23 protein-coding genes and 1 riboswitch are annotated in these 26,563 nt (G+C 72.9%); of the genes, 8 read left to right on the forward strand and 15 right to left on the reverse strand.

Annotated features, from left to right (window positions below; genetic code table 11):
• Positions 1 to 5: 5 nt before the first annotated feature.
• From leuC to serC, 9 genes are all read right to left on the reverse strand, one after another.
• Positions 6 to 1,358, reverse strand: coding sequence for a 3-isopropylmalate dehydratase large subunit (leuC, locus tag NBH00_RS16335; RefSeq protein ID WP_254569657.1), 1,353 nt, complete (start codon positions 1,356 to 1,358; stop codon positions 6 to 8).
• Positions 1,355 to 1,942, reverse strand: coding sequence for a helix-turn-helix domain-containing protein (locus NBH00_RS25300; protein WP_302182644.1), 588 nt, complete (start codon positions 1,940 to 1,942; stop codon positions 1,355 to 1,357). The genes leuC and NBH00_RS25300 overlap by 4 nt, the downstream gene beginning before the upstream one ends.
• Before the next feature lie 223 nt (positions 1,943 to 2,165).
• Positions 2,166 to 3,425, reverse strand: a complete 1,260-nt coding sequence (locus NBH00_RS16350) for a M20 family metallopeptidase (protein WP_254569658.1) — start codon at positions 3,423 to 3,425, stop codon at positions 2,166 to 2,168.
• Positions 3,426 to 3,428: 3 nt separating this feature from the next.
• Complete coding sequence (locus NBH00_RS16355) at positions 3,429 to 5,057, reverse strand: 2-isopropylmalate synthase (RefSeq protein ID WP_254569659.1); 1,629 nt, start codon at positions 5,055 to 5,057, stop codon at positions 3,429 to 3,431.
• Positions 5,058 to 5,291: 234 nt separating this feature from the next.
• Positions 5,292 to 6,302: an alcohol dehydrogenase catalytic domain-containing protein gene (locus NBH00_RS16360; protein ID WP_254569660.1), complete on the reverse strand. Its 1,011-nt coding sequence runs from the start codon at positions 6,300 to 6,302 to the stop codon at positions 5,292 to 5,294.
• 20 nt (positions 6,303 to 6,322) lie between these two features.
• On the reverse strand, positions 6,323 to 6,748 hold the full coding sequence (locus tag NBH00_RS16365) for a universal stress protein (protein ID WP_254569661.1): 426 nt from the start codon (positions 6,746 to 6,748) through the stop codon (positions 6,323 to 6,325).
• Positions 6,748 to 8,259 (reverse strand): APC family permease, encoded by a 1,512-nt coding sequence (locus NBH00_RS16370; protein ID WP_254569662.1) that lies wholly within the window; start codon positions 8,257 to 8,259, stop codon positions 6,748 to 6,750. The genes NBH00_RS16365 and NBH00_RS16370 overlap by 1 nt, the downstream gene beginning before the upstream one ends.
• Positions 8,260 to 8,421: 162 nt before the next feature.
• Positions 8,422 to 10,029: a phosphoglycerate dehydrogenase gene (gene serA, locus NBH00_RS16375; protein ID WP_254569663.1), complete on the reverse strand. Its 1,608-nt coding sequence runs from the start codon at positions 10,027 to 10,029 to the stop codon at positions 8,422 to 8,424.
• Positions 10,026 to 11,174: a phosphoserine transaminase gene (gene serC, locus NBH00_RS16380; RefSeq protein ID WP_254569664.1), complete on the reverse strand. Its 1,149-nt coding sequence runs from the start codon at positions 11,172 to 11,174 to the stop codon at positions 10,026 to 10,028. The genes serA and serC overlap by 4 nt, the downstream gene beginning before the upstream one ends.
• Before the next feature lie 27 nt (positions 11,175 to 11,201).
• Positions 11,202 to 11,291: riboswitch (ZMP/ZTP riboswitch) on the reverse strand.
• Positions 11,292 to 11,458: 167 nt separating this feature from the next.
• Between serC and NBH00_RS16385 the strand changes: the two genes are divergently transcribed.
• Positions 11,459 to 12,340: a type IV toxin-antitoxin system AbiEi family antitoxin domain-containing protein gene (locus NBH00_RS16385; RefSeq protein ID WP_254569665.1), complete on the forward strand. Its 882-nt coding sequence runs from the start codon at positions 11,459 to 11,461 to the stop codon at positions 12,338 to 12,340.
• An 81-nt stretch (positions 12,341 to 12,421) separates the two neighbouring features.
• Here NBH00_RS16385 and ilvC read toward each other — a convergent pair whose 3' ends face one another.
• From ilvC to NBH00_RS16405, 4 genes are all read right to left on the reverse strand, one after another.
• The gene (ilvC, locus tag NBH00_RS16390) at positions 12,422 to 13,423 is read right to left on the reverse strand and encodes a ketol-acid reductoisomerase (protein ID WP_254569666.1); all 1,002 of its coding nucleotides are present in this window, start codon (positions 13,421 to 13,423) and stop codon (positions 12,422 to 12,424) included.
• A 49-nt stretch (positions 13,424 to 13,472) separates the two neighbouring features.
• Positions 13,473 to 14,333, reverse strand: coding sequence for a class I SAM-dependent methyltransferase (locus NBH00_RS16395; protein ID WP_254569667.1), 861 nt, complete (start codon positions 14,331 to 14,333; stop codon positions 13,473 to 13,475).
• A gap of 5 nt (positions 14,334 to 14,338) precedes the next feature.
• Positions 14,339 to 16,384, reverse strand: a complete 2,046-nt coding sequence (locus tag NBH00_RS16400) for a PKD domain-containing protein (protein WP_254569668.1) — start codon at positions 16,382 to 16,384, stop codon at positions 14,339 to 14,341.
• A 66-nt stretch (positions 16,385 to 16,450) separates the two neighbouring features.
• Positions 16,451 to 17,737: a class I adenylate-forming enzyme family protein gene (locus NBH00_RS16405; RefSeq protein ID WP_254569669.1), complete on the reverse strand. Its 1,287-nt coding sequence runs from the start codon at positions 17,735 to 17,737 to the stop codon at positions 16,451 to 16,453.
• A 24-nt stretch (positions 17,738 to 17,761) separates the two neighbouring features.
• On the opposite strand from NBH00_RS16405, the gene menB reads away from it, so the two are divergent.
• The 4 genes from menB to NBH00_RS16425 all read left to right on the forward strand — a co-directional run bounded on the left by menB (position 17,762) and on the right by NBH00_RS16425 (position 21,044).
• Positions 17,762 to 18,601, forward strand: a complete 840-nt coding sequence (menB, locus tag NBH00_RS16410; protein WP_254569670.1) for a 1,4-dihydroxy-2-naphthoyl-CoA synthase — start codon at positions 17,762 to 17,764, stop codon at positions 18,599 to 18,601.
• 9 nt (positions 18,602 to 18,610) lie between these two features.
• Positions 18,611 to 19,489 (forward strand): 1,4-dihydroxy-2-naphthoate polyprenyltransferase, encoded by an 879-nt coding sequence (locus NBH00_RS16415; protein WP_254569671.1) that lies wholly within the window; start codon positions 18,611 to 18,613, stop codon positions 19,487 to 19,489.
• A 39-nt stretch (positions 19,490 to 19,528) separates the two neighbouring features.
• Positions 19,529 to 20,557, forward strand: coding sequence for a mandelate racemase/muconate lactonizing enzyme family protein (locus NBH00_RS16420; protein WP_254569672.1), 1,029 nt, complete (start codon positions 19,529 to 19,531; stop codon positions 20,555 to 20,557).
• A gap of 100 nt (positions 20,558 to 20,657) precedes the next feature.
• Positions 20,658 to 21,044, forward strand: a complete 387-nt coding sequence (locus NBH00_RS16425) for a hypothetical protein (RefSeq protein WP_254569673.1) — start codon at positions 20,658 to 20,660, stop codon at positions 21,042 to 21,044.
• Between the two features lie 9 nt (positions 21,045 to 21,053).
• Here the strand turns inward: NBH00_RS16425 and NBH00_RS16430 are convergent, their stop codons facing one another.
• Positions 21,054 to 21,818: an alpha/beta fold hydrolase gene (locus NBH00_RS16430; RefSeq protein WP_254569674.1), complete on the reverse strand. Its 765-nt coding sequence runs from the start codon at positions 21,816 to 21,818 to the stop codon at positions 21,054 to 21,056.
• 106 nt (positions 21,819 to 21,924) lie between these two features.
• Here NBH00_RS16430 and menD point away from each other — a divergent pair, with 106 nt between their 5' ends.
• The gene (gene menD, locus NBH00_RS16435; protein WP_254569675.1) at positions 21,925 to 23,664 is read left to right on the forward strand and encodes a 2-succinyl-5-enolpyruvyl-6-hydroxy-3-cyclohexene-1-carboxylic-acid synthase; all 1,740 of its coding nucleotides are present in this window, start codon (positions 21,925 to 21,927) and stop codon (positions 23,662 to 23,664) included.
• 2 nt (positions 23,665 to 23,666) lie between these two features.
• Here the strand turns inward: menD and NBH00_RS16440 are convergent, their stop codons facing one another.
• Positions 23,667 to 23,987, reverse strand: coding sequence for a YbjQ family protein (locus NBH00_RS16440; RefSeq protein WP_254569676.1), 321 nt, complete (start codon positions 23,985 to 23,987; stop codon positions 23,667 to 23,669).
• 52 nt (positions 23,988 to 24,039) lie between these two features.
• Here NBH00_RS16440 and NBH00_RS16445 point away from each other — a divergent pair, with 52 nt between their 5' ends.
• Both NBH00_RS16445 and NBH00_RS16450 read left to right on the forward strand, forming a co-directional pair.
• Complete coding sequence (locus NBH00_RS16445) at positions 24,040 to 24,336, forward strand: hypothetical protein (RefSeq protein WP_254569677.1); 297 nt, start codon at positions 24,040 to 24,042, stop codon at positions 24,334 to 24,336.
• 62 nt (positions 24,337 to 24,398) lie between these two features.
• Positions 24,399 to 26,549 (forward strand): radical SAM protein, encoded by a 2,151-nt coding sequence (locus NBH00_RS16450; protein ID WP_254569678.1) that lies wholly within the window; start codon positions 24,399 to 24,401, stop codon positions 26,547 to 26,549.
• Positions 26,550 to 26,563: the final 14 nt, after the last annotated feature.

Below are 26,563 nucleotides of genomic sequence, written 5' to 3' on the forward strand. Positions count from 1 at the left end.
AGTCCTCAGCTCCAGGTACGGATGTCGACGAAGTGGCCCTCGATGGCGGCGGCGGCGGCCATCTGCGGGGAGACGAGGTGGCTGCGGGCCCCGCGGCCCTGGCGCCCCTCGAAGTTGCGGTTGGACGTCGAGGCGACGCGCTCGCCGGGCGCCGCGACGTCCGGGTTCATGCCCAGGCACATGGAGCAGCCGGCGACGCGCCAGTCGAAGCCCGCCTCGATGAAGACCTTGTCGAGGCCCTCGGCCTCGGCCTGGGCCTTGATCTGCTGTGAGCCCGGGACGACCATCGCGACGACGCCGTCGGCGACCTTCTTGCCGCCGATCATCGACGCGGCGGCGCGCAGGTCGCCGATCCGGGAGTTCGTGCACGAGCCGATGAAGACGCGGTCGAGCTTGATCTCCGTCATCGGCGTGCCGGCCTCGAGCGCCATGTACTCCAGCGCGCGCTGGTCACCGGCGTCCTCGGGCTGCGGTACCTCGGCGGCGACGCCGACGACCATCGAAGGAGTCGTGCCCCAGGTGACCTGGGGGCTGATCGCGCTCGCGTCGACGACGATCTCCGTGTCGAAGCTCGCGCCCTCCTCGGTGTAGAGGTCCTTCCAGGAGTCGGGGACGTCGACGCCGCGGTCGCGCAGCCACTGGAAGGTCTTCTCGTCCGGGGCGACCATGCCCGCCCGGCCGCCGCCCTCGATCGTCATGTTGCAGACGGTCATGCGGCCCTCCATCGAGAGCGCCTCGATGGCCGGGCCGGCGAACTCGACGACGTGGCCGGTGGCGCCGTCGACGCCCATCTGGCCGATCGTCGCGAGGATGAGGTCCTTCGCGGTGACGCCGGCGCCGAGCTCGCCCTCGTAGCGGATGCGCATCGACTTCGGCTTCGTCTGCCCGAGCGTCTGGGTCGCGAGGACGTGCTCGACCTCGGAGGTGCCGATGCCGAACGCGAGCGCCCCGAAGGCGCCGTGGGTCGCGGTGTGCGAGTCGCCGCAGACGATCGTCATGCCCGGCTGGGTGACCCCGAGCTCCGGCCCGATGACGTGGACGATGCCCTGCTTGTCCGAGCCCAGCGAGTAGATCGGGACGCCGAACTCCGCGCAGTTGACCTCGAGCGTCTGCACCTGCTTGCGCGAGAGCTCGTCCTTGATGAGCTGCGCGGTGGGCGTGCCGTCGGTCGGGGTGTTGTGATCGGCGGTCGCGAGCGTGCGGTCCGGGCGGCGGACGGTGCGACCCGCGAGGCGCAGGCCGTCGAAGGCCTGCGGCGAGGTGACCTCGTGGACGAGGTGCAGGTCGATGTAGATGAGACCGGGCGCGACCTCGTGGGCCTCCCAGATCTTGTCGAACAGCGTCTTTGGTGCGGTCATGATCGGCGCAGCCCGGCTGACACGACGTTCAGCAGGCTGGTCTCCTCCGTGGTCGGGTTCTCGAAGTGGTGCGGCAGGTCGGCGTCGAAGGTGACGCAGTCCCCCGCGTAGAGGTGGTGGGTGCCCCCGTCGATGACGAGGACGGCCTCGCCGCGCTCGACGACGGCGATCTCGCGGCTGCCCGCCTCGTGCATCGGCGGGTCGCCCGGGCCGCCGGTGTGGGCGCCGGGCTTCAGCAGGTGGCGGCTCAGCTCGGCGCGCTGACCGGGCAGGGGCGCGGTGAGGATCTCGAAGGTGTGCTTGCCGGCCCCGCCGCGGCGGCGCTCCTTCGCGCGGACGATCGAGACCGTCTCGGACTCGTCGAGGCGCAGCAGCTGGCTGAGCTTCAGCTCGAGCCCGTGCGCGATGCGGCTGGCGACGGCAAGCGTCGGCGAGGTCTCCCCCCGCTCGACCTGGCTCAGCATCGGCGCGCTGACGCCGGAGCGCTCGGCGAGGTCGCGGAGGCTGAGGTCCATCGCCTCACGCAGCGCGCGAACGCGCGGCCCGATGTGGACCTGGGCCTCGTAGTCGTCGGCGGTCGCCATGCTCGCTGTACGTTATCACGTACAGACGTATTGCGGCCGGGGGCGGAAGTGGCAACCGATGGCGACGTCCTTTTCCCCCGAGCAGAGTCGGGGGAAATGGACGCCCTCCACGCGGCGCCCGCAACCCCGTCCATCTCCCCCGAGCGGAGTCGGGGGAAATGGACGGGCTCCGGCTCGAGCCGCGCCGCCTGCGGTTGGTCGTCGGCGGCGGCTGAGGGCGGGGTCAGGCGCCGAATCCGCAGATCACCTCGACGAAGACGCGGGCGAGGGCCTCGACGTCCGCGACGGGGACGTGCTCGTCGACCCCGTGCGCGACGCGGATGCCCGCCGTCCCGCACATGACCGTCGGGATGCCGCGGGCGGTGAAGAGGCGCATGTCCGCGCCCCACGGGACGCCGGCGAGGCGACCGGGCTGGGCTCCGGTGCCGTGAGCCCGCGCGGCGCGCTGCACGAGCACTGCGAGCGGATGGTCCGGGGCGGTCTCCGCCGACCCGAACGAGCCGCCGGTCCACCGCAGCTCGACGTGACCGGCCCCCGCGCCGGCGACCGCCGCCTCGACGCGGCCGCGCGCCTGCGCCACGGTCTCCCCCACGACGACCGGCGCACGCCCCTCGAACTCGAGCCGGTCGGGGACCGAGGAGGACCAGTCCCCCGCCGCGACCCGTCCGACGCTCACCGGGTACGGCAGCTCGAGCGCGCGCATGAGCGGGTGGGCGACGCCCGCGTTGACCTCCGCCTCGAGCGCCTGCAGCGCGGCGTGGACCGGCAGGTAGCGGTCGATCGCGCTGGCGCCCTCCAGGCGGTGCGCAGCGTGCGCCGCCACGCCGTGCACGACGCCCGTGAAGGTGATCGCGCCCGCCTGCGCGCAGACGACGTCGAACCCGGTCGGCTCGGGGATGACGCAGGCGGCGTAGCGGTCGTCCTCGCGCAGCGCGGCGAACGCGCCGAGCCCGCCGTCCTCCTCCGAGGAGACGGCCAGCAGCTCGACCGCGCAGGCGGGGACGGCGCCCGCCGCGCGGACCGCCGCGAGCGCGGCCAGTGCCGCCGCGAAGCCGCCCTTCATGTCGGCGCTGCCGCGGCCATGGAGCAGGCCGTCCTCGACGACGCCGCTCCAGGGCGAGCCGTGCGGCCACGGGACGGTCCCGGGCGCCACGACGTCGAGGTGGGCGCAGAGCACGAGGACCGGGGCGCCCGGCGTGGCGCCCGGCAGGCGGGCGCGCAGGTTCCACAGCGCGGTGCGCGGCGCCTCCTCGCCCGGGTGCTCCGGGTCGGCGCGCAGCCCGGCGAGGTCGTACTCGCGAAGGACCACGTCGTGCAGACCCGCCGCGCGCGCCTGCGCCGCGGCGACCTCCAGGACGGCCCGCTCCTCGCCCGTCACGCTCGGCGTCCGGACGAGCTGCTGCAGGCCGGCGAGGAGCCGGTGGCGGTCCAGCGCGGCGAGCGCCGCGCCGGTCCCTCCCCCGGCCGCCCCGCCCGCGGGCACCGCCTACGGCGTGGCGAGCAGCGCCGCGCGGGCGTCGGCGTCGCCTGCCTCGGCGACCGCCTGCGCCTTGTGGACGGCGCTCGTCACCGCGCGGGCGTAGGCCGTGCCGGCCGCCTGGATGATGTCGGTCGCGACGGCCTGGCCGGCGCCGGTCACGCGCTCGCCCTTGAGCACGCCCTCGAAGTCCGCCTTGATCGCGGCCGCCGGATCGCCGAGCTCGACGACGACGCTCGCCTCGCCGAGGGCGTCCTGCCCGCCGGTGACCGCGTCGACGCGGAACTCGCGCAGGCGCGCGTCCACCCCGGTGGCGGCGTTGATCGCGCGGAAGATCGCGTCGATCGGGCCGTCCCCGGTGAAGCGCCCCTCGACGAGCTCGCCGCCGGGCGTCTTCACCGCGACGGTCGCGTGCGGCGGACGGCGCGAGGAGGCCTCGACGTCGAACCACTCGAGCGTGTAGCCGCTGATCTCGTCACGCAGCTCGTCGGTGACGAGGGCCTCGAGGTCCATCGCGGTGACCTGCTTCTTCTTGTCCGCGATCTCCTTGAACTTCTTGAAGGCGGTGTTGAGCGTCGCGCCGTCGATCGTGTAGCCGAGGTCCTGCAGCGCCTGCTTCAGCGCCGCGCGGCCCGAGTGCTTGCCGAGGACGAGCGAGTTCGCGTCCAGGCCGATCGAGGTCGCGTCCATGATCTCGTACGTCTCGCGGTGCTTCAGGACGCCGTCCTGGTGGATGCCGGACTCGTGCGCGAAGGCGTTGCGCCCGATGATCGCCTTGTTCGGCTGGACTGCATAGCCCGTGAGGCGGCTGACGAGGCGGCTCGTGCGGGCGATCTCGGTCGTCGTGACGTTCGTGTGCAGGCCGACGCTCGAGCCGCGCGTGTGCAGGAGCATCACGAACTCCTCGAGAGCCGCGTTGCCCGCGCGCTCGCCGATGCCGTTGATCGCGCACTCGACCTGGCGGGCGCCCGCGAGCACCCCGGCGAAGGAGTTCGCGACGGCGAGGCCGAGGTCGTTGTGGCAGTGCACCGAGAGGACGGCCTTGCGGAGGTCCGGCACGTACTCGTAGAGCTTCGTCAGGAAGCCCGCGTACTCCTCGGGCATCGTGTAGCCGACGGTGTCCGGCACGTTGATCGTCGTCGCGCCCTCGTCGAGCGCGATCTGCAGGACCTCGGCGGTGAACTCGACGTCGGCGCGCGTGGCGTCCATCGGCGAGAACTCGACGTCCTCGCAGAGGGCCTTCGCCTGGGCCACGGACGCGCGGGCGAGGCCCTTGACGTCCTCGCGGGTCGACATGAGCTGGTGCTCGATGTGGATGTCGGACGTCGACAGGAAGGTGTGGATGCGCGGCCGCTCGGAGTCGCGGATGGCCTCCCAGGCGCGATCGATGTCGGCGGCGTTCGCGCGGGCGAGGCCGCAGATGACCGGGCCCTGGACCTGGCGCGCGATGGCCTCGACGGCCTCGAAGTCGCCGGGGGACGCAATCGGGAAGCCCGCCTCGATGACGTCGACGCCGAGGCGCGCGAGCTGGTGCGCGATCTCGAGCTTCTCCCCCGTGTTGAGCGAGATGCCCGGCGACTGCTCCCCGTCGCGGAGCGTCGTGTCGAAGATGGTTACCGCGTCACTCGTGCTGCTCATGTCGTCTGCTGCCTTTCTGGGCTCGAATCCTGCTGGGCTTCTCCGGTGGTTTCGCGGCTTCGGGCGGCCGCCACGCGCTGATCGATTCCCCTAGCGGGGAAGGAGGAGAAGCAGCCGAACGGACGCGCTGCGCGCGTGCGGTCGGGGGAGAAGCGGGGCCCGGTGCGACATGCGCGGCCAAAGATAGCGCATGGACACCGTGTCCGAAACTTCCTGCGGACGTGGATCGTCGGCTCAGGGGACGAGGACGACCTTCCCGATGTTGCGGCGTTCGGTGAGGATGCGGTGGGCCTCCCCCGCGTTCGCGAACGGCACCGCGTCGGAGACGACCGGCGCGATCGTGCCGTCCGCCATGAGGTCCAGGAGCGGCGTGACCCAGGGCTCGAGCGTGCCGCGGTCCTTCCACAGCGTGAGCATGTTCAGGCCGATGACGGTCTTCGAATCGCCCATCTGGTCCATGAGGTTGAAGCCGCGGACCATGCGCAGGGCCTGGGGCGCCGCGGTGAGGAGGTTCTTCCTGTCGCCGGTGACGACGGACGACGCGCCGAAGGCCACCACGCGCCCGCCGGCCCGCAGCATCCGGTAGGAGCGTCGCAGCGACTCGCCGCCGATCGCGTCCATGATGAGGTCGAAGGGCGGCAGGGCGGGCGGGCCCTTGTCCCAACCCTTGCGCGTGTAGTCGAGGGGATGCTGGACGCCGAAGCCGCGGATCGCCTCGTGCTTGCCGGGCGACGCCGTCCCCCACACCTCGGCTCCGTGGCGGCGGGCGATCTGCGTGGCGGCGATCCCGACGCCGCCGGCCGCGGCGTGGATGAGGACGCGGTCGCCCGCGCGGAGCGAGCCGTAGCCGACGAGCCCCGCCCACGCCGTCGCGTAGTTCACCGGGATCGCGGCGCCCTGCTCGAAGCTCAGCGCGTCCGGCAGCGGGACGACGTCCGCGGCGGGGACGACGACCTGCTCCGCGTACCCGCCGAACTGCGTGCCGGCCATGACGCGGTCACCGACGGCGACGCCCTCCACGCCGGCTCCGATCTCGGCGACCGTGCCGCTCACCTCGTAGCCGACGACGGCGGGCAGCGGGGGCGCATCCGGGTACAGGCCCATGCGGGCCATGAGGTCGGCGAAGTTCACGCCCGCCGCCTTCACGTCGATGCGGACCTGCCCGGCGGCGCACCGGGGCTCCGGCCGCTCCTGCACCTGGAGACAGTCGTACGACCCGGCGGACGTGATGACGATCGCGCGCATGCGCAGACCGTAACGCCGCGTCAGTCGGGGGTGCGGACGACGAGCACCGGACGCTCGCTGAGGTGCAGCAGGCGGGTCGGCGTCGCCCCGACGAGGACGCTCTTCAGCGGCCGCTCCCCGTAGGAGCCGACGATGATGTAGCGGGCGTCGACCTCCTCGGCGACCGCGACGAGGCCCTCGGCCGAATCGTCGCGACGGCAGTGCGTCTGCACGCTCACGCCGGCGGACCGCGCGTGATGCACGCCGTGCTCGAGCATCCGCTGCCCGCGCTCGGCGATGGCCTCGTCGAGGTCGTGGAGCTCGCCGCCGATCCGGGGCGCCGCGAAGGAGAACACGAGGTGGATGTCGGCCCCGCCCATGTCCTTCGCCAGGCGCATCGCCTCGTCGAGGGCGGCGCGCGCGCCCTCGGTCCCGTCGTGGCCGACGACGAGTGCCCCGCCCGACATCAGAAGAAGTCCTTGTCGGTGATGCGCGCGCCGAGCGCCGGGTCGACCGGCACCGGCCGCCGGCGGAAGAACTCGCCGTTGTTGCGCCACTGGGCGAGCATGAGGACGAGCCCGAGGACGATCATGAACACCGTGATCATCACCGGCGACCCGACCCCGAGGAGCGGCTTGGCGTAGCCGCCGTCCGTGGCCGAGTAGTCCTTCACCGCCTTGTAGAAGATGTAGGCGAGGATGCCCGAGCCGACGAGCGGGAGCACCGCGAGGAAGAGCAGGTTGCGTGCGCTCGACAGCAGGTGGTGACGGTAGAACCACGTGCACGCGATGCCCGTCATGCCGTAGTAGAAGGCGATCGTCATCGAGAGCGACGTGAACGCGTCGGCGATGAGGTTCTGGCTCGTGAGCTCGAGGAAGCCGAAGACGAGGATCGAGACGGCGCCCATCCAGATCGTCGAGTCCGACGGGGTCATGTAGCGCGAGTGGACCTTGCCGAAGCTGTCGGGGATCGCCTTCTTGCGCGCCATCGAGAGCGTCGACCGGGTCGCCGGGAGGATCGTCGTCTGCGTCGAGGCCGAGGCCGAGGTGAGCACCGCGATGATGAGGAGCTTGTCCCACGGCGAGCCGAGGACGCTCTTCGCGATCGGGGCGAAGACGTCGTCCTGGTTGTCGATGAGGCTCTGCGTCCCCCCGAACGCCTGTGCCGCGGCGGCGACGACGACGTAGATGCCGAGGAGGATGAAGGTCGAGAGGACCGCCGCCCGGCCCGAGGACTGCGCGCCGTTCTCGGTCTCCTCGTTGACGGAGACCGCCGAGTCCCAGCCCCAGTAGATGAAGATGGCGAGCAGGACGCCGCCGGCCATCGCGCTCGAGGAGGAGATGTCGAGCGGGTTGAACCACGTCCCCTGCGGCTTGATCGCGCCCTTCGGGTCCTGCGTGTAGACCTTCACGAGCGCGACCACGGAGAAGAGCAGGAGCGTGAGGAACTCCATGCCGAGGAGCAGCTGCTGCGTACGGGCCGACAGCTCGATGCCGATGAAGCAGATGGCCGTCATGACGACGATCCACCCGATGCCGATGAGCAGGATGACCGCGGTCGACGGGTTGCTGTAGCCGAAGAGGTCGCACGAGTAGATCGCGGCGATCGACGCGAGGCTCGGCATGACGAGGACGTCGGCGACGACGACGGCCCAGCCGGACATCCAGCCGATCCGGGGACCCATCGCGGTCGTCACCCAGCTGAACGTCGTGCCGCAGTCGGGGTCCGCGCGGTTGAGGTAGTTGTAGGCGGCGGCGATGCACCCCATCGGGATGAAGGCGATGAGGATGACGGCCGGCGCCTGCACGCCGATGCCCTGGATCGCGACGATGAAGCCGAGCGTCGCCGCGAGGGAGTAGCCGGGCGCCGTCGAGGCGACGGCGATGACGATCCCTGAGAGGTAGCTGATCGCGCCGGTCTTCAGGCCCTTGTCGCCGGCCGCGTCCCCCAGGCCCGTCGCCTGCGGTGCTGCTTCCACGCTCGCCACGTTCGGTGATGCCTCCGGGTCTCGCAAAGGACTGGAGGGGCGACCATACGGCGCTGGTCGGCCGTCGAACAGCGGCAGCCTGTCCTAGAAGGGCAGGCCGCCGTTGTCCAAAGCGGCGCGGCCGGCGCCGCCGGCCGTCAGCGGGTCAGCGGGTCAGCGGAACGTGACGGCACGGCCGTCGACGAAGCCGTCCGAGCCGATGAGCTCGTCGATGACGGCCTGCGGGACCGGGCCGTCGGTCGTGACGACCATGACGGCGACCTTGCCGCCGGCGCCGTCGTCCTCGCCCTCGACGTGGCCGACCGCGCACGAGTCGATGTTCACGCCGTGCTTCCCGAAGGCGGTCCCGACGCGGCCGATCATCCCCGGCTGGTCGGAGTAGCGGAAGAGCGCGATGTGGCTCGACAGCTGGAGGTTGAAGCGCTGGCCCCAGGCCTCGAGCAGGTGCGGGCGGGCCTGGCGGCCGACGACCGTGCCGACCACGCGGACACGCTGCTCGCCGGCGACGACGCTGACGCGGACGAGGTCGGTGAAGTCGCGGGCGCTCGTGCGCTTGGACTCGACGAGCTCGATGCCGCGCTCCTCGGCGGTGCTCAGCACGTTGACGGCGTTGAGCTCCTCCTCGGTCTTGCCGTCGAGGGCGCCGAGCAGCGCCTCGAGGCCGAGCGGGCGGGTGTCCCGCTCGGCGATGCGGCCGAACTCCTCGACCTCGACGGCGTCGAGCGACGTCCCCTCGACGAGCGCCATCGCGAGCTTGCCGAGCTGGCGGGTGAGCGGGAGGAACGGCCCGAGGACCTCGAGGTCCTCCGCGGCGACGGCGGGGACGTTGACGGCGCTCGTGACGCTGCCGCCGGTGAGGGCGGCGACGACCTGCTCGGCGGCCTGGAAGCCGGCGCGGTCGGTCGCCTCCGCCGTCGACGCGCCGAGGTGCGGCGTGACGATGACGTTCGGGAAGGCGAAGAGCGGCGACTCGGTCATCGGCTCGGTCCTGAAGACGTCGAGGGCGGCGCCGCCGACCTTGCCGGACTCGAGCGCGGCGACGAGGTCCTCCTCGACGACGAGCGGGCCGCGCGCGACATTGAGGATGCGCACGCCGTCGCGGCACTTCGCGAAGGCGGCGGCGTTGAGCCAGCCCTCGGTCTCCGGCGTCTTGGGCAGGTGGATCGTGATGAAGTCGGCGACGGCGTAGATGTCGTCGGAGGACTCGGCCTTCTCGACCCCGAGCTCCTTGTAGAGCTCCGCGCCGACGAACGGGTCGAACGCGATGATCTTCATGCCGAAGCCCTGCGCGCGCTGGGCGACGAGCTGGCCGATGCGACCGAAGCCGATGATGCCGAGCGTCTTGTCCATGACCTCGACGCCGCTGTACTTGCTGCGGTCCCAGCGGCCGGCGATGAGGCTCGCGTGGGCCTGCGGGATGTTGCGGGCGAGCGCGAGCAGCAGCGCGACGGTGTGCTCGGCGGCGGTGACGACGTTCGACTGCGGTGCGTTGGCGACGATGATGCCGCGCCTCGTCGCCGCGGGGACGTCGACGTTGTCGACGCCGACGCCGGCACGGCCGATGGCCTTGAGGTTCGTCGCGTGCTGGAGCAGCTCGGCGGTGAGCTTGGACGCGCTGCGGATCAGGATGCCGTCGTAGGCGCCGATCTCGGTCGCGAGCTCGCCGTCGGCCCAGTCGGTCTTGACGTCGACGTCGAAGTGCTCCTTGAGCAGGTCGATGCCGGAGGCGCCGATGTTCTCGGCGACGAGGACCTTGGTCATGCCTTCACCTCGGTGTTGATGTTGGCGACCACGTGATCGATGCAGGCGGTCAGGGCTTTGATGTCCTCCGGATCCACGGCCGGGAACATCGCGATGCGCAGCTGGTTGCGGCCGAGCTTGCGGTACGGCTCGGTGTCGACGATGCCGTTCGCGCGGAGCGTCCTGGCGACGGCGGCCGCGTCGACGGCGTCGTCGAAGTCGATCGTGCCGACGACGAGGCTGCGCTGCGCGGGGTCGGTGACGAACGGGGTCGCGTACTCGCTCGCCTCGGCCCAGCCGTAGAGGGCGTCGCTCGAGGCGGTCGTCCGTCCGACGGCGAAGTCCAGGCCGCCGTTCTCGTTCATCCACTTCACCTGCTCGTTGAGGAGGAAGAGGGTCGCGAGCGCGGGCGTGTTGTACGTCTGGTTCTTCAGGCTGTTGTCGAGCGCCGTCGTGAGGCTGAGGAAGTCGGGGATCCAGCGGTCCGACGCGCCGATCTTCGCGATGCGCTCCTGCGCGGCGGGGCTGAGCAGCGCGAGCCACAGGCCGCCGTCGCTCGCGAAGCACTTCTGCGGGGCGAAGTAGTAGGCGTCGGCCTGGCTCGCGTCGAGCGGGAGGCCGCCGGCACCGGACGTCGCGTCGATGAGGACGAGCTGGTCCGACGTCGTGCCGGCCGGGCGCGTGACCGGGACCATGACGCCGGTCGAGGTCTCGTTGTGGGCCCAGGCGACGACGTCCACGTCGGGGTCGGTGACGGGCGCCGGCGCGCTGCCGGGCTCGGCCTCGACGAGGATCGGGTCCTCGAGGAAGGGCGCGCCCTTCGCGCAGCTCGAGAACTTCTTGGAGAACTCGCCGAAGGTCAGGTGGAGCGAGCGGCGCTCGATGAGGCCGAAGACGGCGGCGTCCCAGAAGGCGGTCGCGCCGCCGTTGCCGAGCGCGACGGTGTAGCCGTCCGGGAGGGTGAAGAGGTTCGCGAGGCCGTCGCGGACCTCGCCGACCAGGTTCTTCACGGGCGCCTGGCGGTGGCTCGTGCCCATGACGGCGGCGCCGTGGGCGGCCAGCGCGTCCAGGTGCGCCTGGCTGACCTTCGAAGGGCCGCAACCGAAGCGGCCGTCGGCGGGCTTGAGGTCGTCCGGGATCTGCAGGGTGTCGGTGCTCGGCGCCACGTTGGCCTCCTGTGGAGGTCGGGAACAGGGTGGTGCCCAGGCGCGCGGCGGTGGTGGTCACGACGCCCTCGCTCCCCGGTGGTGACCCACCTGACAACGCCAGTCGCGAAGGCCCCGCCGAGGATAGCGGAGAGGTTGTGCCGGGACTGTTCCGGAGCTGTGACGACGCTCGCGCGGTCGGCCGTCCCCGGCGTGGGCACCTGCACCATCGACCCATGTCACGCGCCGAGAGTGGTTCAGCTTCCCGAGGGGAGAACTCCAGCGTCGCTCGGCGACGGAAGGCGTTGGCAGCGCTGGCGGAGCGCCAGTTCGGCGTCGTCTCGTGGTCCGAGCTGCGGGCGCTCGGCTTCGGGCCGAGCACGGCCTCGAGGATGGTCTGCGACGGCACGCTCGTCCCCGTCACCCACGGCGTCTATGCCGTCGGCCATCGCCACCTGACCAACGAGGGTTGGTGGAGTGTGGCGGTCCGCGTGGGCGGCGAGGGAACGCTCCTCTCCCACCGCGCTGCGACGGCCGCGCGCGGTCTGCTGCGGGCGGTGTCGACGACGGACATCATCGTCACGCGGCAGCAGGGCGCGGCCCTGAACTTCATCCGGCCGCACCGCTGCAAGGTCGATCCGATCGACCGTGACGAGGTCCACGGCCTTCCGGTCACGAGCCTGGCACGGACGCTCCTGGACCTTGCGGGCAGCGAGCCGCGCCGCCTGGTCGAGGCGCTCGAGCAGTCCCTCATCCTCCAGGTCTATGACCACCGAGACGTCCTCGACATCCTCGACCGCTGTAGGGGACACCGCGGCGCGGCGCGACTGCGCGCCGCGGTCGCCGTCCTGCCGGACGAGCCCGCGTCGTTCCGCTCACGCAAGGAGCGGCAGGCGCGTGACCTCATCGTCGGTGCCGGACTGCCTGCACCGGTCGTGAACCAGTGGTTCGCCATCGGTGCGGGCGGCGGACACGAGCTCGACCTCTACTGGCCGCGACTCGGGAAGAACGCCGAGACCGACGGGCCCCACCACGACCTCCCCTGGCAACGGGCGAAGGACCGGCGGCGCGACGCCGAGCTCCGCGCCCGCGGCGTCGTGGTGCAGCGCCACCGGGTGGAGGTTCTCGACGACGCGCCGGCCCGCTTTCTCGCCGAGATCGCGACGTTCCTCGGTGAGTGTGGCTGAGGTTCGCGTCACGCGAACCTGAGCCACACTCGGCTCGGCGGTCATGGGGGTGGCGGGCGCCGGAGCGCCCGCGGGCGGGGCTCAGCCCTGGGCGAAGCCCGAGTCGTCGATCCAGTCCATCATCTTGCGCAGGTCCTTGCCGGTCGTCTCGATCGGCATCGCGGCCTGCTCGGCGCGCATGCGCTTGAAGTTCTCCTGGCCGGCGCGGTTCTCCGCGATCCACTCGCGGGCGAAGTCGCCGTCCTGGATCTCCTTGAGGATGTTCTTCATCTCGGCGCGCGTGTCGTCGGTGATGACGCGCTTGCCGCGGCTGTAGTCGCCGTACTCGGCCGTGTTGGAGATCGAGTAGCGCATCCCCGCGAGGCCCTTCTCGTACATGAGGTCGACGATGAGCTTCAGCTCGTGGAGGCACTCGAAGTACGCCATCTGCGGGTCGTAGCCCGCCTCGACGAGCGTGTCGAAGCCGGCCTGGACGAGCTCGGACGCGCCGCCGCACAGCACGGCCTGCTCGCCGAAGAGGTCGGTCTCGGTCTCGTCCTTGAAGGTCGTCTCGAAGACGCCGCCGCGCGTGCAGCCGATGCCCTTGGCGTACGCGAGGGTCAAGTCCTTCGCGTGGCCGGTCGCGTCCTGGTGGATCGCGATGAGGCCGGGGACGCCGGAGCCCTCGAGGTACTGGCGGCGGACGAGGTGGCCCGGGCCCTTCGGCGCGGCGAGCGCGACGTCGACGCCGGCGGGCGGCTCGACCTCGCCGTAGAGGACCGAGAAGCCGTGGCCGAAGAGGAGCAGGTTGCCCTCGGCGATGCCGTCGCGGACCTCGTCCTCCCACACCTGGCGGTGCAGCTCGTCGGGGACGAGCATCATCACGACGTCACCCTGCGACGCAGCCTCGGCGATCGGGAGGACCGTGAGGCCCGCGTCCTTCGCCTTCTGCACCGAGGAGGAGTCATCGCGCAGGCCTACGACGACGTTCACGCCGGAGTCCTTCAGGTTCTGGGCGTGGGCGTGGCCCTGCGACCCGAAGCCGATGATCGCGACGGTCTTGCCGTCGAGGAGGGTGAGGTCTGCGTCGTTGTCGTAGTACATGGGGCGCGGACGATACCGACGGAGGCCGGGCCGCCGCGTCCTCGCGCGCTCAGGCGGTCGCGACGGCCACGAGCGTCCGGCCCGGCACCGCGACCGCGCCGTCCTCGGCCGTGAACGTCGCGAGCCGCGCGTCGAACGCGTCCCGCAGCCGGTAGTGGTCCGCGGGCGCAAGGTCCTTCGTGAGGCCGGCGAGCGTCGGCGACAGGTCGCGCTGGTGCTCCCAGGCGGCGTCGACGTCCGGGAACGTGAAGGTCAGGTCGACGGCGTCGACCGCGATGTCGGCGAAGCCCGCGGTGGCGAGGATGTCGAAGAGCTCCTGACGGTCGGCGAGCGCGAACGGCCCGGGCCGGCCGGGCGGCGTCGGCTTCGCGAACCCGAGCTCGACCGAGATCGCGCTCGGCGTCGCGAGCAGCGGGTTGACCTCACGGACGTCCCACACCGCCAGCGCCACGCGCCCCTCGGGGCGCAGCACGCGCCGCGTCTCGCGCAGCGCCGTCTCCGGATCGGCGAGCAGCATGTAGCCCCAGCGGCAGAGGACGCCGTCGACCGTCGCCGTCTCGAGGTCGATCCACTCGGCCTCCATCGGCCGGGCCTCGACGACGTCGCTCAGGCCGAGCTCCGCCGCCCGCGCCCGCGCGACCTCGACCATCGCCTCGGCGCCGTCGGTGCAGATGAGCCTCCCGCCCGGCGCGACGAGCTCGGCGGCGAGCAGGCCCGTGTCGCCCGGGCCGGCGGCGAGCTCGAGGACGGTCTGCCCCGGCTGCGGCGCGATCGCGTCGATCATCCAGCGCGACACCGGCGCGGCCGCCGCCTGGAATGCCTCGCGGCGGGCGCCCCACCCGGCGGCGCCCTTCTCCCATTGCGTCCGGGACGCCGTCCGGAACGCGGCGACGTCCTCCTCGAGCCCCATCGGGGCTACTTGAGCCGGAAGCGGACGACCACGGGCGAGGACGGGACCCCGATGCCGTCGATCGCCACGACCGAGAGTTCGTAGAGGCCGGGCTTGACCTTCAGCGTCTTCTTCAGCCGGTAGCTGAACCGCCCGGTCTTGAACACGACCGGGAAGTACCGGGGCTTCTTGCAGCTCGCGCTCTTGAAGGTCGTCCTCCCGTCGAGGTACACGCAGGCCTTCGGGTTCTTCGGGGCCCTGGCCGTGCCGATCGCGAGGCGGCGGATCGAGATCTGGACGCCCTTGATGCCCGACTGGTCGGTCGCGGTGCCGGTGAAGGCGACCTTGCCGACGAGCACCGGGTCGAGCACGCGCTTGATCCTCCTCCCGATCTTCTCGTTCGCCGTGATCGCGTACTTGCCGTTGCGGCTCGGGGTCGTGACCGTGACGACCGGGGGCGTGCCCTCGGCGACCGCGACCGTCGGGATCGTCACCGTCGTGCTCTGGGCCCCCGACGTGTCGTAGACCGTGAGCGACCCGTTGTAGAGCCCCGGCTGCGCGAAGACGTGCGTCGTCGTGGGCGTCGTCGTCTCGACGACCACGCCGTCGCCGAAGATCCAGTGGTACTTCGCGACACCGCCGCCGTCGGGGTCGGAGGACTTCGAGCCGTCGTAGGTGACGGCCGTGCCCGTGATCGTCCTGTTCGTCGACGTGCTCACCGCGGCGACCGGCGGCCGGTTGACGAACTCGTCGGCGCCGAGGTCCGTCGCCGGGCCGACCTGGCGGGGCTGCCCGTCGATGTCGGTCTGGCTCTCGGAGGCGATCGCCGCGCCGCCGGTGTCGATGACCGCCGCCGAGCCGCGCAGGTGGATGTTCTGCTTCGCGACGTTCACGAACAGCGCCGCGTCCGTGTTGTTCGAGGTGCCGGAGGTGACGATGGTCGCGTTGCCGCTGTTCGCGCTCTTCGCGACGGTCGACGTGTCGGACTGGGTGATCGTGACCTTGGCGGTGTTCGGCACGCCCGTCAGCGGGAGGAGCGGGACCGGGAGCGCCGGCGTGAAGCTGTCGACGGTGCCGGCGCTCGCGCCGTGGACGATCGAGCGGTCGAGGGTCAGCGCCATGTTGCCGACCGCGGTCTGCCCGCCGGCCGCGGCGTTGACGACGAACGGGTACTTCGCGCCCTGGATCGTGACGTGCGTCCCGACGACCGTGATGTTGCCGGGCGAGTCCATGCCCGAGATCGAGCCGGGCGTCGAGAACATGTGGATGCCGGAGCCGCTCGTGGCGCCGCCGAGCAGGACCGACGTGTCGAGGTTGACCGTCTTCGCGGCCGACGTCGCCGCGCTCGAGACGCTCAGCGCGTCCCCGGCCGGGTTGCCCGCGACGAGGGAGCTGCGGGTGATCGTGTTGAGGACCGGCGTGCCGGTCGTGTCGGCGCCGGTGATCGAGACGGCGGGGCCCTGGTTCGCGCCCGAGAGGACGAGGCTGTCGTTCATCGCGATCGACGAGGACGGGTTGCCGACGACGGCGGCCGCCGTCTGGCCGGTCGCGCCGGCGGGACCGTTGACGATCGTCACGCGGTCGAGCTTGTTCGTGCCGCCGCCGACGGTCGGATCCACCTTGTAGGCGCCGGTGTCCGTGCCGCCGGCCGCGAGGCGGACGATGGCGGTGTTCTTCACCGTCGTGTCACGCCCGTTCACGAGGATGCCGGGGCCGGCGTTCGCGGCCGGGGTGATGGTCAGTCCGTCGACGACGTCGCCGCCGGCGAGCGTCAGCGTCGGGTCGCCGCTCGTCGTGCTCGCGGTCGTGATCGTCGTCGACCCCGCGGTGCCCTGGATGAGGACGTTCGCCTTCGTCAGGACGACCTTGGCGGGCTCCGAGTAGGTGCCCGGCCTGACGATGATCGTGTCGCCCGCCGCGACCGCCGCGACCGCGGCCGTGAGCGTCTTGCACGTGTGGCCGGCGTCGCAGCCCGCGGCGGCCGCGCCGTCCACCGTGTACGTGGTGGCAGCCTGCGCAGCGGCCGGTGCGAGCACCCCCGCCGCGGCCGTGGCGAGGGTCAAGATGGTCACCCGTCGAGGCATCCGCGCATCCTAGACGGACCATGGGACGGTGGTGCCGGGTCCTCGTCGGTGCTCCTAGGTGAGGGAGCGGCGCAGGAGCTTCCCGGACGCCGTCCTCGGCAAGTCGTCCACGAAGCGGACCTCCTTCGGCACCTTGAACCGCGCGAGACGCGCCGCGCAGTGGGCGCGCAGCTCGTCCGGCGTCACCTCGGAGCCGGGCCGGAGGATGACCCGCGCGTGGACCGCCTCCCCCCACTCCGGGTCCGGCCGCCCGAGGACCGCGGCGTGCGCGACGGCGGGGTGCTCGGCGAGCGCCGCCTCGACCTCGGCCGGGGCGATGTTCTCGCCACCGCTCACGATGGTGTCCGCCTTGCGGCCGACGATGGTGAGCCGCCCCTCCGCATCGAGCCGCCCGAGGTCCCCCGTCGCGAGCCAGCGCGCCGGGTCGGTGCCGTTGACGGTCAGGCCGCGCACCTGGATCCCGCCATCGGCCTCGACCCGCACGCGCGTGCAGAAGAGCGGGGTCCCCGCGTCCGGCCGCACGTCGCCCGGACGCTGGGTCGTCACCTGGGAGCACGCCTCCGTCAGGCCGTAGGTCTGCGAGACCGGGACGCCGGCGGCGGCCGCGCGGCGCATGATCTCGGGCGGGACCGGCCCGCCGCCGACGAGGGCGCAGCGCAGGGCCGGGGGGTCCTGCAGCCCCGCGTCGAGGAGCCGGGCGAGGGTCGTCGAGACGACCGAGACGATCGTGATGTCGTCCTCCATGAGCGCCGCGAGCGCCCGCTCGGTGTCCCAGCGCTCGTGGATGACCGCGGTCCCGCCGGTGATCGCCGAGCGGATGAGGATCGAGAGGCCGCCGACGTGGCTCAGCGGCAGGGTGCAGAGCCAGCGCTCGGGGCCAGGCGACCGCAGGGCGCTCGCGCCGCCGAGCGCGCTCCACAGCCAGTTGCCGAACGTGAGCCCGACGGGCTTCGGCGTGCCGCTCGTCCCGCTCGTCTGGATGACCGCGGCGGGCGCGTCGAGGTCATGGGTGAGGACCGGGGCGAAGCGGCCCGATGCGGTCGACGGGTCGCCGGCGGGCAGCTCGCCCAGGACGTGGTCGGCGGCGGGCCGCTCGGCCTCGGTGAGGCGCAGGTCGTGCGGGACCGCGACCGCGCCGCGGCGCCAGACGGCGTGCAGCGCGACGGCGAAGTCCTCACCGGGCGGGAGCGCGATCGCGACACGATCGCCCGCGAGGACCCCGTCGAGGCCGGCGGCCGCGCGCCGCGCGGCCCGCTCCAGCTCGGCGTAGGTGAGCGCGCCGACGGCCGGCCGGTCCGGATGGGCCGCCGCCGCGCGGGGAAGCCAGGCGTCGATGAGCACGCCGCTCAAAGTAGCCTGCGTCCCATGTCTGTGACCTGGACGCCGGCCGGCGAGTACGAGGACATCCGCTACGAGATCAGCGAGGACGGGATCGCGAAGGTGACGATCAACCGCCCCGAGGTCCGCAACGCGTTCCGTCCCCAAACCCTCATCGAGGTCTCCCACGCCTTCGAGGCGGCCCGGGAGGACGTCGACGTCGGCGTCATCATCCTCACCGGCGAGGGGCCGCTGGCGTTCTGCTCCGGCGGGGACCAGAACGTCCGCGGCGACACGGGCTACCTGACCGACCCGACCGCCTCGGGCCGCGCCGCGGTCGGGCGCTTCCACGTCACCGACCTCCAGGTCCAGATGCGGCGCCTGCCGAAGCCGGTCATCGCGATGGTCGCGGGCTACGCGGTCGGCGGCGGCCACGTCCTGCACCTCTGCTGCGACCTGACGATCGCCGCGGACAACGCGCGCTTCGGGCAGACCGGCCCCCGCGTCGGCTCGTGGGACGGCGGTTTCGGCGCGTCGCTCCTCGCCGACCTCATCGGGACGAAGAAGGCCAAGGAGGTCTGGATGCTCTGCCGTCAGTACGACGCGCAGGAGGCCCTCCGGATGGGGCTCATCAACACCGTCGTCCCGCTCGAGCAGCTCGAGGAGGAGACGGTGAAGTGGTGCCGCGAGATGCTCGCCCTCTCCCCCTTCGCCCTGCGCCTCGTGAAGTCGAGCTTCAACGCGCACGAGGACGGCTACGCGGGCATCCAGCAGCTCGCCCACGACGCGAACCTCCTCTTCTACGGGAACGAGGAGGCGCAGGAGGGCCGCAACGCCTACCGCGAGAAGCGCAAGCCCGACTTCGGCAAGTTCCCGCGACGGGCCTAGGGCGCGCGGATGGTGAAGATCTGGCTCATGGCCGCGCGGGTGCGGACGCTCCCCGCGGCCATCGCCCCCGTGCTCGTCGGCACCGCGATCGCGCAGGCGCTGGACGACCGCTTCGACGTCTTCCGGTTCCTCGCCGCGCTGCTCGGCGCGCTCTTCATCCAGGTCGGGACGAACCTCTCCAACGACTACTCGGACGCACGCCGCGGCGCGGACACCGAGGACCGCCTCGGGCCGGTACGGGTGACCGCCGGCGGCCTCGTCCCGCCGTCCCAGGTCCTCCTCGCCACCTACATCACGTTCGGCCTGGCCGTGCTCTGCGGCGTCTACCTCGTCGCGACCGCCGGCTACGAGCTGCTCATCGTCGGCGTGCTCTCGATCGCCGCGGGCGTCCTCTACACGGGCGGCCCGCGCCCCTACGGCTACGAAGGCCTCGGCGAGGTCTTCGTCTTCATCTTCTTCGGCCTCGCCGCCGTCGCCGGGTCGACGTTCGCGCAGATCGAGCGCTGGCCGTGGGAGGCGCTCGCGTACGCGGTGCCGGTCGGCCTGCTCGCGAGCGCGATCCTCGTCGTGAACAACGTCCGCGACATGGACACCGACCGCCGCGTGGGCAAGCGGACGCTCGCGGTGCGGCTCGGGCGCGCGAAGACCCGGCGGATGTACGCCGTCATGGTCTACGGCGCCTTCCTCACCGCGCTCATCCCGTGGGTCTTCGGCCCGCTCAGCGCGTGGACGGCGCTCTGCCTCCTCGCGATCCCGCTCGCGGCGAAGCTCGTCCGGACGGTCAGCGGCCACACCGACGGCCCGACGCTCAACGGCGCGCTCGCGGGGACCGGCCAGCTGCAGCTCGTGTTCTGCGTGCTGTTGTCCGCGGGCATCCTGCTCACGTGAGGCAGCGGGCCGCGCGGCCCGCATAGACTCGCCTCAGCCGTGCCGACCGTCGCGCTCCACCACGAGACCGTCCGCCTGAAGACGCCGCTCGTGACGGCCTTCGGGGACGTCCGCGAGCGCGACCTGCTCCTCTTCGAACTCACCGGCGCCGACGGCGTCACCGGGCGCGGCGAGTGCGCGCCGCTCACCGCCTATGACGGCGTCCCGCTCGAGGTCGCCGTCGAGGCGCTCGCCGTCTACGCGTCGATCCTCCAGGGCTTCGACGACGACACGCCCGGGATGCGGATGCTCGACGCCTGCCGGGACGCCGCGGACATCCCGGTCGCGCTCGCCGCCGTCGACCTCGCGCTGTGGGACCGCGCGGGCCGGCGGGCGGGCCGGTCCGTCGCCTCGCTCATCACCGACGACGCCCTCGACGCCGTGCCGGTCAACGCGACGATCGGCGCCCACGACCGCGCCGGGGCGGCCACCGCCGCAGCGGCGGCCCGCGACGCCGGGTACGGCTGCATCAAGCTCAAGGTCGGTGTCGGGGACGACGCCGGCCGCGTCGCCGCGGTCCGCGCCGCCGCGGGCCCGGAGATGCTGCTCCGCCTGGACGCCAACGGCGCCTGGGACGTCGAGCAGGCGGTTGCCACGATCGACGCGCTCTCCCCCGCCGGCCTCGAGCTCGTCGAGGAGCCCGTCCACGGGGTCGAGGGGCTGCGCGCCGTCCGGGAGCGGGTCGCCGTGCGCATCGCGATGGACGAGACCGCCGAGGACATCGGTGCCCTCATCGCCGGCGGCGCCGACGCCGTCTGCCTGAAGATCTCCCGTTGCGGCGGGATCTCCGGCCTGCTCGCCCAGGCCGCGCTCGTCCAGCAGGGCGGCGCCGAGGTCTACCTCGCGTCGACGTTCGACGGGCCGCTCGGGATCGCCGCCGCGGTGCACGTCGCCGCCGCGCTGCGGGTCCAGGCCGCCTGCGGGCTCGCCACGCTCGAGCACCTCGACCTCGACGTCCCGCCCGAGCTCGCCGTCCGCGCGGGGTCGATCCGCGTGCCGACCGGCGGCGGCCTGCTCGGCGAGCTCTGAGGTCGGCGGAAAGACACTTGCGCCGCGGCGCCCGCCGGGAGGACGATGCGCGGGAGAGGTCCGGGCGCCGGATCCGGGCCGCCGACCCAAGGAGCTGCAGATGGCTGAGCGGACGCTGTTCATCGGCTGGGGCACTCCGGTCCCCGGGCGCGAGGACCGGGCGCTGGAGGTCTTCGACGACGCGATCGGCATCCTCGGCCGGGCCGAGCAGGACGGCCGGATCGTCGGGTTCGACGTCGTCCTCCTGGACCCGAACCGGGACCTGAACGGCTACATCCAGGTGGCGGGGACCGTCGAGCAGATCGCGGCGCTCCGTGCCCACCCCGAGTTCGTCCGCAACACCGCGGACGCCCAGCTCGCGGTGGCCGACGTCCGCCACGTCGAGGGCTGGGCGGGCGCCGGGGTGAACCGCAAGATGGCGACCTACCGCGAGGCGCTCGGCGAGGTCGCCGGCGACCCGCTGCGGGAGGTCCCGCACTACGCCTGAGCACCGGGGTCAGGGGGCGCCGGGTACGGCGACCGCGGTGGCGAGGACACCCGCCACCGCCCCGGGCACCTCGCGGGGCAGGCCGTGTCCGGCGCCGGGGACGACGGTGAGCGTCGCGGCCGGCAGCGCGGCCGCGAGGCGCTCCCCGAGGGCGCGGAACTTCGCGTCGCGCTCCCCGACGACGACGTGGGCGGGCATCGTCAGCTCGCCGAGCCGGTCCCACAGCGGCGTCATCTCGCCGGTCCCGATGCCGCGCAGCGACGCGGCGAGTCCCTCCGGCGTGGAGCGGGCGATGTCGGCGCGCTGGGCGGCCCGGGCGTGCGGCGGGTCCTGCGCGAAGAGCGGCTGCGTCGTCCACTCGACGGCGAACGGCGCCAGGCCGTCGCGCTGGATCCGGAGGGCGAGCGCGGTGTCGGCGTCGCGGCGGGCGGCGCGGTCCTGCTCGGCGTCCAGGCCCGCCGTCGTCGCGACGAGGACGAGGCCGGCGACCCGCTCGGGGGCCGCGAGCGCCACGTGGAGCGCGACCCGGCCGCCGAGCGAGTAGCCCCCGAGGACAAAGCGCGGCGGCGCCTCGCCGAGGACGTCCCGCGTGCAGGCCGCGAAGCTCACCGGGCGCGCGCCCGCGCGCGTGCCGTGGCCGCGGAGGTCCGGGGTGCGGACGTCGAGGCCCGGCGCCAGGCCGGCGCGCACGCCGTCCCACATCGCGCCGGTCCCGGCGAACCCGTGCAGCAGGACGAGCGGAGCGGGCGCGTCGGCGGTGCTCGGGGTGGCCACGGTCCACATCATCGCGCGTATACCGTGCGAGCCGCATGAGCACGAAGAGCTTCGGCCAGGGGGCTCGCGTCCCGTCCACGTGGTCAACGACCCGGAAGGTTCCCCGATGAGCGAGACCGTCGACCAGTACCTCCTGCTCCGTGCCCTCGTGGACGAGCTGTCGCGCTGCGGGCTCGCGGGCGCCTGCACCTCGCCGGGGTCCCGGTCGACCCCGCTCGTGCTGACGCTGGCGCGCCACCCGGGCGTCCCGACGTGGTCGCACGTCGACGAGCGCTGCGCCGCCTTCTTCGCGCTCGGCGTCGCGAAGGCGACCGGCCGCCCGGCCGCGCTCGCGTGCACCTCCGGGACGGCGGCGGCGAACTACCTGCCGGCGATCATCGAGGCGCGCGAGTCGCGCGTCCCCCTCGTCGTCCTGACGACCGACCGGCCGCCGGAGCTGCGGGACGTCGGGGCCGGCCAGACGATCGACCAGGTGAAGCTCTACGGGGACGTCGTGAAGTGGTTCGTCGAGGTCGGGACGCACCCCGCGACCCCGGAGCGGCTGCGGTGGATCCGGCAGCTCGCGTGCCGGGCGATGTGGACCGCGATCGACGGACGGCCCGGCGTCGTGCACCTGAACCTGCCGCTCCGCGAGCCGCTCGTGCTCACCGAGGAGCTGCCGGACGAGGGGAGCGTCGGCGGCGGCGGCCGGCCCGACGGGCGGCCGTGGGTCTCGCGGCCGGCGGCCCCGACCGGCGCCGCCGAGGCGGCCGACGCGCTGCGCCCGATCGTCGCCGCGGCCGAGCGGGGCGTCGTCGTCGCCGGGCGCGACGAGCGCGGCGGCCGCACGGGCGGCCGGGCGGTCGCGGCCTTCGCGGAGGCGATCGGCTGGCCGCTGCTCGCCGATCCGCTGTCGGGGGCGCGGGCCGGGTCGGCGGCGATCGCCCACTGGGACCTCATGCTCCGGCACGCGGGGTTCGCCGACGCCACGGTGCCGGACGTCGTCCTGCGGGTCGGGGACCTGCCGACGTCCAAGCCGCTGCGGGCGTGGCTCGCGCGCGAGGAGATCGGCGTCCAGGTGGCGCTCGACCCCGAGGGTGCCTGGCAGGACCCGTCGGCGCGCCTCGACCTGCGGCTGCCGTACGCGACGGCGCCCGCCCTGGGCGCCGCCGTCGCGGCGGGGCTGCCGCGCGGGCCGGAGGCCTGGCTCGACGCCTGGCGGGCCGCCGACGCGCGGACCGCGAACGCGATCGTCACGGCGGCGGGCGAGGACCTGACGGAGATCCGTGTCGCCGCCGAGCTCGGGGCCCGGCTCCCCGCCTCGGCGACGCTCTTCGTCGCCGCGTCGATGCCGATCCGGGACGTCGAGAGCTTCTTCGGCGTGCGCGACGACGGGCCGCGGGTGCTCGCCAACCGCGGCGCGAACGGGATCGACGGGACGACGTCGACGGCCTTCGGGGTCGCGGCGGGCTCGCCGGGTCCCGTCGTCCTGCTGCTCGGCGACGTGACGCTCGCGCACGACCTCGGCGGCCTGCTCGCCGCCCACCGGCTGCGGCTCCCGCTGACGATCGTCCTCATCGACAACGGCGGCGGCGGGATCTTCGACTTCCTCCCGGTCGCCTCGCAGCGCGATGCCTTCGAGGAGCATGTCGCCACGCCGACGGGCCTGGACCCGGCCGACGTCGCGACGCTCTTCGGGCTCGACCACCGGCTCGTGCGGGACGTCGGGGAGCTGCGGGCCGCGGTGGACCACGGCCTCGCGTCCGACGGGGTGACGCTCGTGGAGGTCCGGTCGGACCGGGCGGCTAACGTGCGGCTGCACCGCCGGGTGACCGAGGCGGTGCAGGCCGAGCTTTCCGGGGGCTGACCTCAGGCGGGGCGGACGCGCACGGCGCTGCCGTAGGCGCAGATCTCGGCGCCCATGCCCTCGTACTCGTTCGTCTGGAAGCGGAAGGCGAGCACGGCGTTCGCGCCCTTCGCGATCGCCTCCTCGCCGAGCCGCGCGAGCGCCTCCTGCCGGCTGTCGTGGAGCATCTTCGTGATGCCCTTCAGCTCCCCGCCGACGAGCGACTTCAGGCCGGCGCCGATGTTCGAGCCGATGTTGCGGGAGCGGACGGTGAGGCCGAAGACCTCGCCGAACACCTCCTCGACGACGTACCCGGGGATGTCGTTCGTCGTGACGATCTGCATGGGCGGAGCCTAGAGGGCGGGGCCGCCGCCGCTGCGGCTAACGTGCGCGCCGATGCCCGGCCCACCCGACGACGGCCAGTTCCGCCTGCTCGACGTCCCGGCCGACGCCGGCCCCGCCGCCGAGCCGGCCGGCGAGGTCCGGGTGCGGCGGCTCTCCTCGAAGGGCATCGCCCCCGGCGACATCGTCGAGGTCGACAAGCGCGGGCGCCGCTTCCACGCGGTCGTCGTCGCGATCGACCAGCGCGAGTCCGGGCGCTTCGACCTCGAGTGGCGTCCGCTGCAGCGCGGGGTCACGCACCGGACCGGCACCGTGCGCGACGTCGTCGCGGTGTGGCGCCGGGCCGTCTGACCGCTCCGGGCGTCACGCATCCGGCCGCGTCATCCGTCCGAGCTCGATGCGAACATACGTTCGTGCGATGGGAGAACCTGACGACCGGGGCCGACGAGGGGACGCGCCTCCCCGGCTACCGCGACGCCGCGACCGTGCGGACCTTCGACGCCCCGGAGGCGCTGAGGACCCGCTTCTACGAGGTCCGCGCGAAGTCCGTCCTCAACCGCGTGCCCGAGCGCTCGCGCATGCCCTTCCGGTGGACGATCAACCCGTACCGGGGCTGCAGCCATGCGTGCACGTACTGCATGGGTCCGGACACGCCAGTGCTTATGGCCGACGGACGGCACCGGCGGATCGCGGATCTCCGCGCCGGCGATCGCATCTACGGCACCGAGCGACGCGGCGTCTACCGTCGCTTCGTCCGCACCGAGGTCCTCGCGAAATGGAACACCACCAAGCCCGCGTACCGGATCGAACTCGCCGACGGCACGACCCTGACCGCCAGCGGTGACCACCGCTTTCTCACCGATCGAGGCTGGAAGCACGTGACCGCGGCCGGGGTAGGCGAGAAGACGCGGCCGTACCTCACGTCGAACAACCGGCTCATCGGTTCGGGCGCATTCGCCGATCCGCCGCGTGAGAGCGCCGGATACCGGACCGGATACCTGTGCGGAATCATTCGCGGGGACGGCACCATCGGTCATCGCCCCTACCACCGACGCAATGGGCGCCCGTGGACTCACCACCTGTTCCGTCTGGCGCTCATCGACGAGGAAGCGCTCCTCCGTGTGCAGCGATACCTCATCGAAGACGTGGGCAGGCTCCCACTGCGCGTCTTTGCATCGGCGGGGCAGCCGGCGCAGATGATCCGAACGCAGTCCGGGCCCAGCGTCGCCCGGATCGAGGACCGGATCGCATGGCCCGAGTTCCCTGACGACGATTGGCGGAAGGGATTTCTGGCCGGGATCTTCGACGCCGAGGGACACCGCGGCGGCTCTGTCCTGCGCATTTCGAACAGCGACCCCGAGATCCTGCGGTGGACGATGGAGTGCTGCCGTCGCTTCGGGTTCGATGCCGTCCTCGAAGGTGCGCGGCCGAGTGGCGTGCGTACGGTCCGGCTCCGCGGCGGCCTCTCCGAGCACCTGCGGTTCATCCACCTCGTTGACCCGGCCATCAGGCGCAAGTGCTCCATCGACGGGCAGGCGGTTAAGACGACCGCCGATCTCGGCGTCGTCAGCGTCACGGCTCTGGGGACGCAGCGCCTCTGCGACATCACCACCAGCACCGGGGACTTCATCGCCAACGGGGTCGTCAGCCACAACTGCTTCGCGAGGCCGACCCACACATTCCTCGGCTTCGACGCAGGCCAGGATTTCGAGCGGGAGATCGTCGTGAAGGTCAACACGCCCGAGGTGTTGCGGGCGGAGCTCGCGCGACCGTCGTGGCGGGGCGAGCACGTCGCGCTCGGGACGAACACCGACCCGTACCAGTGGGTCGAGGGGCGCTATCGGCTCATGCGCGGGGTCTGGGAGGCGCTCCGCGACGCCGCGAACCCGTGCTCGGTGCTGACGAAGTCGCCGCTGCTGCTCCGCGACCTCGACCTTCTGCTCGAGGTCGCTGCGGTGACTGACGTCAGCGCGGCGCTGAGCGTCCCGACGATCGACGAGCGGGCGTGGCGGGCGACCGAGCCGCACACCCCGAACCCGCGGGCCCGGCTGGAGGCGGTGGCCGAGCTGAACCGGGCCGGCATCCCGACGAGCGTCCTCGTGGCGCCGCTGATGCCGGGGATCAACGACGACCCACGGCAGGTCGAGGAGATCCTCACGCTCGCGGCCGCGGCGGGCGCGACGAACATCGGCGGCGTCGCGCTGCACCTGCGCGGCGAGGTGCGTGGCGTCTTCATGGACTGGCTGCGCTCCGAGCGCCCCGACCTCGTGGCACTGTACGAGGAGCTCTACGAGCGCGGGGCGTACGCGCCGGAGCGCGAGCGGGTCCGGCTCGCGCGGCTGATCGCCCAAGGCCGGGAGGCCCGGCCGGACGCCTTCCAGGGCAAGGACGTCTTCCGCACGCGCGGGCCGGACGGGTCACTCGACCCGGCGGCGCAGGCGCGCTTCGGGCCGCGGCGGGGGCCGGGGAGCGGGGGCGCGGCGGCCGACGGTGGCGCCCGGCCCGGCGACGGTCGCGCGCGCGAGGCGCCGCGGTGCCCACCGGTGCAGACGTCGCTCTTCTGACGCGGTGCTGCGGG

The sequence above is a fragment of the Paraconexibacter antarcticus genome, assembly GCF_024220175.1.
GTDB lineage: Bacteria > Actinomycetota > Thermoleophilia > Solirubrobacterales > Solirubrobacteraceae > Paraconexibacter > Paraconexibacter antarcticus.

Excerpts from the sequence above, each read along its gene's own strand:
- leuC (WP_254569657.1), bottom strand. The coding sequence starts at position 1,358 with ATGACCGCACCAAAGACGCTGTTCGACAAGATCTGGGAGGCCCACGAG.
- NBH00_RS25300 (WP_302182644.1), bottom strand. The coding sequence starts at position 1,942 with ATGGCGACCGCCGACGACTACGAGGCCCAGGTCCACATCGGGCCGCGC.
- NBH00_RS16355 (WP_254569659.1), bottom strand. The coding sequence starts at position 5,057 with ATGAGCAGCACGAGTGACGCGGTAACCATCTTCGACACGACGCTCCGC.
- NBH00_RS16360 (WP_254569660.1), bottom strand. The coding sequence starts at position 6,302 with ATGCGCGCGATCGTCATCACGTCCGCCGGGTCGTACGACTGTCTCCAG.
- NBH00_RS16365 (WP_254569661.1), bottom strand. The coding sequence starts at position 6,748 with ATGTCGGGCGGGGCACTCGTCGTCGGCCACGACGGGACCGAGGGCGCG.
- serA (WP_254569663.1), bottom strand. The coding sequence starts at position 10,029 with ATGACCAAGGTCCTCGTCGCCGAGAACATCGGCGCCTCCGGCATCGAC.
- ilvC (WP_254569666.1), bottom strand. The coding sequence starts at position 13,423 with ATGTACTACGACAACGACGCAGACCTCACCCTCCTCGACGGCAAGACC.
- NBH00_RS16395 (WP_254569667.1), bottom strand. The coding sequence starts at position 14,333 with ATGGGGCTCGAGGAGGACGTCGCCGCGTTCCGGACGGCGTCCCGGACG.
- menB (WP_254569670.1), top strand. The coding sequence starts at position 17,762 with ATGTCTGTGACCTGGACGCCGGCCGGCGAGTACGAGGACATCCGCTAC.
- NBH00_RS16415 (WP_254569671.1), top strand. The coding sequence starts at position 18,611 with ATGGTGAAGATCTGGCTCATGGCCGCGCGGGTGCGGACGCTCCCCGCG.
- NBH00_RS16425 (WP_254569673.1), top strand. The coding sequence starts at position 20,658 with ATGGCTGAGCGGACGCTGTTCATCGGCTGGGGCACTCCGGTCCCCGGG.
- menD (WP_254569675.1), top strand. The coding sequence starts at position 21,925 with ATGAGCGAGACCGTCGACCAGTACCTCCTGCTCCGTGCCCTCGTGGAC.
- NBH00_RS16440 (WP_254569676.1), bottom strand. The coding sequence starts at position 23,987 with ATGCAGATCGTCACGACGAACGACATCCCCGGGTACGTCGTCGAGGAG.
- NBH00_RS16445 (WP_254569677.1), top strand. The coding sequence starts at position 24,040 with ATGCCCGGCCCACCCGACGACGGCCAGTTCCGCCTGCTCGACGTCCCG.